This is a genomic window from Actinophytocola sp. (assembly GCF_050699915.1).
In the GTDB taxonomy this organism is placed as follows: domain Bacteria; phylum Actinomycetota; class Actinomycetes; order Mycobacteriales; family Pseudonocardiaceae; genus Actinophytocola.
In genome coordinates this window covers 1-6,360 of record NZ_JBOHGA010000299.1, presented here as the reverse complement: position 1 = coordinate 6,360, position 6,360 = coordinate 1, and the positions used below count along the sequence as shown (strand labels likewise).

The 6,360-nt window shown below is 71.0% G+C and carries 5 protein-coding genes and 1 pseudogene; 1 reads left to right on the top strand and 5 read right to left on the bottom strand.

Annotation, left to right across the window (positions count from 1 at the left end; all coding sequences use genetic code 11):
* Positions 1-48 precede the first annotated feature (48 nt).
* The 3 genes from ACRDSK_RS30765 to ACRDSK_RS30755 all read right to left on the bottom strand — a co-directional run bounded on the left by ACRDSK_RS30765 (position 49) and on the right by ACRDSK_RS30755 (position 3,428).
* Positions 49-780, bottom strand: a complete 732-nt coding sequence (locus ACRDSK_RS30765; RefSeq protein ID WP_431444902.1) for a class I SAM-dependent methyltransferase — start codon at positions 778-780, stop codon at positions 49-51.
* An 11-nt stretch (positions 781-791) separates the two neighbouring features.
* Positions 792-1,946 (bottom strand): DegT/DnrJ/EryC1/StrS family aminotransferase, encoded by a 1,155-nt coding sequence (locus ACRDSK_RS30760; RefSeq protein ID WP_431444901.1) that lies wholly within the window; start codon positions 1,944-1,946, stop codon positions 792-794.
* A 159-nt stretch (positions 1,947-2,105) separates the two neighbouring features.
* A complete protein-coding gene (locus tag ACRDSK_RS30755) occupies positions 2,106-3,428 on the bottom strand; it encodes an acyltransferase family protein (RefSeq protein WP_431444900.1) in 1,323 nt (440 codons plus the stop codon).
* A 254-nt stretch (positions 3,429-3,682) separates the two neighbouring features.
* Here ACRDSK_RS30755 and ACRDSK_RS30750 point away from each other — a divergent pair, with 254 nt between their 5' ends.
* Positions 3,683-4,477, top strand: coding sequence for a tryptophan 2,3-dioxygenase (locus ACRDSK_RS30750; protein ID WP_431444899.1), 795 nt, complete (start codon positions 3,683-3,685; stop codon positions 4,475-4,477).
* Between the two features lie 52 nt (positions 4,478-4,529).
* Here ACRDSK_RS30750 and ACRDSK_RS30745 read toward each other — a convergent pair whose 3' ends face one another.
* Positions 4,530-6,089, bottom strand: coding sequence for a CoA-transferase (locus ACRDSK_RS30745; protein WP_431444898.1), 1,560 nt, complete (start codon positions 6,087-6,089; stop codon positions 4,530-4,532).
* 14 nt (positions 6,090-6,103) lie between these two features.
* A pseudogene (locus tag ACRDSK_RS30740) lies at positions 6,104-6,360 on the bottom strand (hypothetical protein); the annotation flags it as partial.

Here is a 6,360-nt window from a genome sequence, read left to right as displayed (position 1 = left end):
AAAGAGAACCGCCCCGGTGGCCCGGCCACCGGGGCGGTTCTGGTCAGGTCACTTGCGGATGCCGAGGAACAGGCCGGGAGCGTTGAGCCGGCCGTTGGCGAGCTTCATGCCGGGCACGAACTCCGCCGAGCAGTCCGCCGCCTCGAAGGCCGCCTCGTACTCCTCCTGGGTGAACAGGCTGGTGACGAGCTCGTCGGTCCACTCGCGGATGCCGTGCGGCTCCGCGACGACGAACCGGATCTGCATCCGGGTGGTCAGGCCCTCGCGCACCGAGCGGGTGATCCGGGTGATCACCCTGTTCTCCTCGCGGACCAGGTGGCCGCCGACGTAGCCGTCGAGGAAGTTGTCCGGGAACCACCACGGCTCGATCGCCAACACCCCGCCGGGCTCGACGTGCGCGGCCATCCGCGCCACGGCCCGGTCCAGGTCCTCGGAGGACAGCATGCATGCCACGGCGTTGCCGATGCAGACGACGGCGTCGAAGGTGCGGCCGAGGTCGAAGGCGGCCATGTCTCCCGGGTGGACGGTCACGTCCGGCAGGCGCCGGGCGGCGACCGCGCGCATCGGCTCCTCGAGCTCGAGGCCCTCGACGTGGTCGAAGTGCGTGGCGAACCGCTCGAGGTGTGCCCCGGTGCCACACGCGACGTCCAGCAGCGACGCCGCGCCCGGGTGCCGGTCGCGGATCTGGCGGACCAGGTCGTCCGCCTCGTCCTCGAAGCTCTTGCCCCGGCTGCGGAAGACGAGGTCGTAGAGCTCGGCGTGGTCGGTTCGGTACACCATGGGTGACTCCCTCAGTGTGCGGTGTTGTTGTCGAGGTTGTTGTCCACGGCCTTGGCCAGGGCGTTGCTGACGAACTCGACGTCGCCGTCGGACAGCGCCTGGTGCATCGGCAGGCACAGGGTGGTGGCGGCCGCCCGCTCGGCGCGGGGCAGCCGGACGGTCGACCCGTAGGCCTTCACCTTGTGCAGCAACGGGTACCGGAAGGTCGTGTAGATGCCGCGGTCGAACATCTCCCGGGCCACCTGGTCGCGGATCTCGGCCGGCATCTGCACCGCGTAGATGTAGTGCGACCCCACGTGGCCGGCCGGCAGCTCGGGCGGCAGCAGCAGCTCCGGAACGTCGGCGAGGCCGGCGGCGTACGCGGCGCCGATGTCGGCGCGGCGGGCGAGGAACTCGTCGAGGCGGCCCAGCTGGACGACGCCGATCGCCGCCTGCACGTCGTTCATGATCGACCGGCGGGAGAAGGACGAGATCTCGAACTCCCACCAGCGGGTGTGCGACCGGAACGCCTCGGCGTAGCCGCTGGTCTGCTCGAGTCCGAAGTAGGCCAGCTTCTCCGCCCGCGCGGCCACCTGGGGGTCGCGGGCGTGCAGGATGCCCCCGTCGATGGACACCGCGATCTTGCCCCAGTCGAAGCTCCACACCCCGATGTCGCCGAACGTGCCGCACGCCTTTCCGTCCACACTGGACGCCTGGGCGTTCGCGGCGTCCTCGACCAGCCAGATGCCCCGCTCGCGGCACAGCTCCGCGATCTCGGCGATCCACCCGGGGCGGCCGCCGTAGTGCAGCAGCAGCACGCCCGCGGTCGCCGGGGTCAGCACCGCCTCGATGTCCGCGACCGTCGGGTTCAGCGTGCGCTCGTCCACGTCGCAGAACACCGGCCGGGCACCCCGCGCGGCGACCGCGTTCGCGGCGCCCACGAAGCTCACCGACGGCAGCACGACCTCCTGGCCGGGCGCGAGCTCCAGCAGCTCCATCGCCAGGAACGTGGCCTCCGTACACGAGTTGGTGGAGATCACCTGGTCGGAGCTCGAGCCGAGCCGCGCGGCGAAGGCGTTCTCGAACTCGGCCACCTTCGCGCCGCGCCCGACCCAGGACGTCTCGAAGACCTCCCGCACCGCGGACAGCTCGTCCTCGCCGAGTGACGGCTGGAAGACATTGATCACGTGTGACTCCCCACTCGAGCCGAATCGCGCGGGCGAGATCCCGCCTCCTGACCATCGCACCGGCGGGCCGGTCGCGGCATCTCCGGCAGTGCGAGAACGCCGCGAGACACCGGCGGGGCCACCGCGCGTCGCGACGGCCCCGTCGGTGCGGCGATGTGCTCAGCCCACCCGGTCACCGGGGCGGACCGGAGCGGAGCCCACCGACACCAGGGGCTCCTGCCGCGGGACGTCGAGCTCCCTGGTGGACTTGGCGAGCTTGTTGCGCAGCCGCATGGCCGGCAGCTCGACGGCGTAGTAGCTGATCGAGGCGACGATGACCGTGCCGATCAGCACCGCGGCCAACAGCTCCCAGAACCCGGCCCGGCCGATCAGCATCGGCATCGGTTGCGGGTCCTCCCCGAAGATGCTGCCGGACTGCAGCCACAGGTACTGCAGCACGAAGTGCCACAGGTACACGCCGTAGGAGATCCGGCCGAAGTACCGCATCGGCGCGTTGGCCAGCACCGCGTCGAGGAACCGCGACCGCACGTCGGGCACGATCACCGGGACGATGATCAGGAACGCGAACGGCAGGAACACCAGCTGTTCGACGAGCGCCTCCGGCACGTCCCCGTAGTCGGACATGCCCGGCTTGCCGAGCGGGCGCACGCAGTTCACCAGGTACAGCGCCAGCGCGCCGGCCCAGAACCACAGCGGGTGGCGGCGGGCGGCCCGGAACAGGGCGGGCTCGCGGCCGGTGACCTCGTAGTGCGCCATCATGATCGCCAGCACCATGCCGATGGCCAGGAACGCGGTGAAGCCGAACACCCAGAAGTACTCGTCCGGGAACGGGCCCATCTCCGGGCGGTGGGTGTAGATCGTCCACACCATGGCGACGACCACGAGCAGCAGCAGCGGCACCGCGAGCCGGCGCGCCCGCTGCCCCGGGTCGGTGGCGCCCTTGGCGAACGACTTGCCGAGCCACGCCAGCAGCGGCAGCGCGATGTAGAACGCGATCTCCGCGGGCACCGTCCAAGTCGGCTCCATGCCGGCGATGGTCTGCCCGTAGGTCCAGTAGACGTGCACGGTCAGCAGCGGCCGCAGGACGTACCAGATCCCGTCGATCGCGTTGAAGTTGAGCAGCAGCACCGAGGTGAGCGCGACCAGCCAGTAGGCCGGCAGGATGCGTAACGCCCGGCGCAGCAGGTAGGGCCGCATCGCCGGCTGCGCGGTGCCACCGATCGTGGCCTTCGCGAACGGCTTGTACAGCAGCAGTCCGGACATCACGAAGAACGGCGGGAGCAACACGTGCAGGCCCTGTGCGAGCGTCGCCCAGATGCCCTGGCCGGGCACGTCGTAGAAGCCGATGATGCCGGCCGCGAACGCGACGTGCACGACGATCACGCCGAGCGCGAGGTAGCCGCGCAGACCGTCCAGCCGCGGCGCTCGCTTCGCGTCGCGTGCCTGTCCTCTTGGCACAATGGGTATCTCGGGTGCCGTCATGCCTGCTCCTCAAACGCTGCGATTCCGGACACCGGCGATGCCGGCGGGTACAGGCGTGATCCTCACTCCGCCGGGCGTGAGGCCGCATCTCTCGCCGTGCGCAGCACCCTGTCCCGCGCCGTTCGCGCACCGCGGAACAATTCCCCGATTTGATTTCTTCACGAATGCGAGCCGCCCGGGAATCCTTCTTCTCCGAGTGCTCCGGCGCGTATTCTCGTGGTAATTCAGAAATTCCGCGAGCCGCGAGGTGGTCAGTGACGGTCAACCGTGAACCCCTGTCGGAGTACGCCTCGTACCTGGCTCTGCCGGAGGTCCTCGAGGCACAGCGGCCGCGGTCACAGGCACACGACGAGCACCTGTTCATCGTCGCCCACCAGGTGCACGAGCTGTGGTTCAAGCAGCTGCTGCTGGAGCTGGAGCGGTTGCAGGAGCAGCTCGAGCAGGGCGAGACGATGCCCTCGCTGCACACCCTGCGCCGCTCGATGCGGATCCTGACCGTGGTGGTGTCGCCGATCGACGTGCTCGGCACGATGACACCGCGCCAGTTCGACGGTTTTCGCGAGAAGCTGGGCACCGGCAGCGGCTTCCAGTCCGCGCAGTTCCGCGAGCTGGAGGCGGTGCTTGGCCGGCGCGACGCGCGGCTCTACGAACACTACGAGCCCGGCGGGACCGAGCACACGCGGATCGAGGCGGCGGTGAACCGCCCGTCGCTGTTCGACTCGTTCCTCGCCCACCTGGCCAAGCACGGCCACCCGGTGCCGAACGAGATCCTGTACCGGGACGTGACGATCGCGGCCGAGCCCTCGCCCGCGCTGCAGGCCGTGCTGGCCGTGGCGTACCGGGACGACGAAGGCGTGGCGCAGCTGTGCGACCGCCTGGTCGAGGTGGACCAGGCCGTGCAGGAGTGGCGCTACCGGCACGTCGCGATGGTCGAGCGGATCATCGGCGGCAAGCAGGGCACCGGCGGCTCGTCCGGCGCCACCTACCTGCGCAACACGCTGTTCCACCCGACTTTTCCCGACCTGTGGGCGGTCCGCTCGCAGCTGTAGGCGAACACGCGGCCGCCCGTGACCCGTTTCCGGGTCACGGGCGTTCGTGTGCTCAGGGGCGGAAGCAGGCCGGGTTCATCAGCGCGGGCCCGTCGACCCGCACCGGGAAGTCGATCAGGTCCAGGACGTCGCGCTGCACGTCGATGCCGGGAGCCACCTCGACGAGGGTTGGGCCCTCCCGGGTCGCGTCGAAGACCGCGCGTTCGGTCACCAGCCGGGCGGTCTGCCCTCGGCACACGCCGTCGCGCACCCGGTAGGTCACGGCGTCCACTTCGGACACGAACTTGTTGACCCGGCCCTCGCGGAGGATCGTGAGCGCGCCGTCGGTGCACTCGACCTCGAGCCCGCCGGTGGTGAAGGTCCCCGCGAACACCAGCCGCTCGGCGTTGACGGCGATGTCGGTGAAGCCGCCCGCGCCCGGGTTGCTCGAGCCGAACCGGGTGACGTTGACGTTGCCCGCCGCGTCGAACTGTCCGAACGCGAGCGCGGCGAACTTGCAGCCGCCGCCGTCGATGAAGTCGAAGTGGGACAACCCGTCCAGCAGCCCCTCGGGCGCGTAGTTGGGGGAGAACTGCCAACCCGGCATCACCGCGCCGCCGAAGGGCCCGTGCTCGGTGGTGAACTCGTGGCCGCCGAGCCAGTCCCCGTCCAGCAGGCCGTCCTCGGCCATCACCAGCACGGCGTCCGACGACGCGCCGAACCCGAAGATCGACATCTCGCCGGGACGGACCTCGGCGGCCACCCGGCGGGCGATCACCTTCTTCGGGCCGGCGGGCAGCCGCGGCAGGCGGTCCAGCATGTCCGGCATGACCCGCAGGTAGCCGGGGTCGTGGTGCACGTCGGTGCCGGCCGGCTCGCCCGGCGCGACCACGACGTGGTCCACCAGCGCGCCCGGCACCCGCACCTCGTGCGCCACCCGGCTGCCCCGCGGCACGATCCGGCCCACCTGAGCGATCACCTTGCCGCCGCTGGCCCGCACCGCGAGCGCCATCGCCAGCGCGCACGTCGTCAGCGGCTGGTCCTCGAAGGACAGGTTGCCGTACTCGTCGGCGCTGCTGGCCCGGATGATGCCGACGTCCAGCGGCCAGGTCGGGTAGAACAGGTACTCCTCCCCCGCGAGCTCCACCACCTGGACCAGGTCGTCGGTGGCCAGGCTGGTGAACTTCCCGCCGCCGTGCCGGGGGTCGGCGAACGTGCCGAGGCCGACCTTGGTGAGGTAGCCGGGCCCGCGCCGGGCGACCTCGCGCAGCCAGTGCATGGTCGCGCCGATCGGCCAGGTGTAGGCCTCCACGAGGTCGTTCTGCACCAGCTCCGTCATCGCCGGCCGCGCGCCGGTCTCGGGGTGGCGCGGGTTGATGTAGGTGCCGGAGACGATCCGGCGCAGCAGCCCCTTGCGCGCGATGTGCTCCATGCCCGGGATGCCCATCGCGTCCCCGGTGGCCACCGGGAAGTAGAACGTCAGTCCCTGCGGCGTGCCGGTGGCGTCGAACCGCTCGCCGATCGCCCGCAGGACCACGTCCGGCGTCGACCAGGCGAGCACCCCGGTACTGGCGACGGCCTGGCCGTCGGCGATGACCGCGGCCGCCGTGGCCGCGTCGCAGATCTTGCCCACTTTCACTCCTCGCTTCAGGCGGCGCGCCGCCGCCGCGCGAACCGGTCCAGGCTCGCCCGCGCCTCGGGGGCCTGACAGTCCACTCCGAACAGTCGGAGCGTGTCGTCGTCGGCTGGCAGCCCGAGCGACGTCGCGGCGAACGCGCGTTTGGTCGAGGCGACGGCGTGCGCCGGCAGCTCCGCCAGCCGGGTCGCGAGCTCCGTCGCCCTCGCCGGCGCCGTGCCCGGCGCGACGACCTCGTCCAGCACACCCAGCCGGTGCAGGTCTGCGG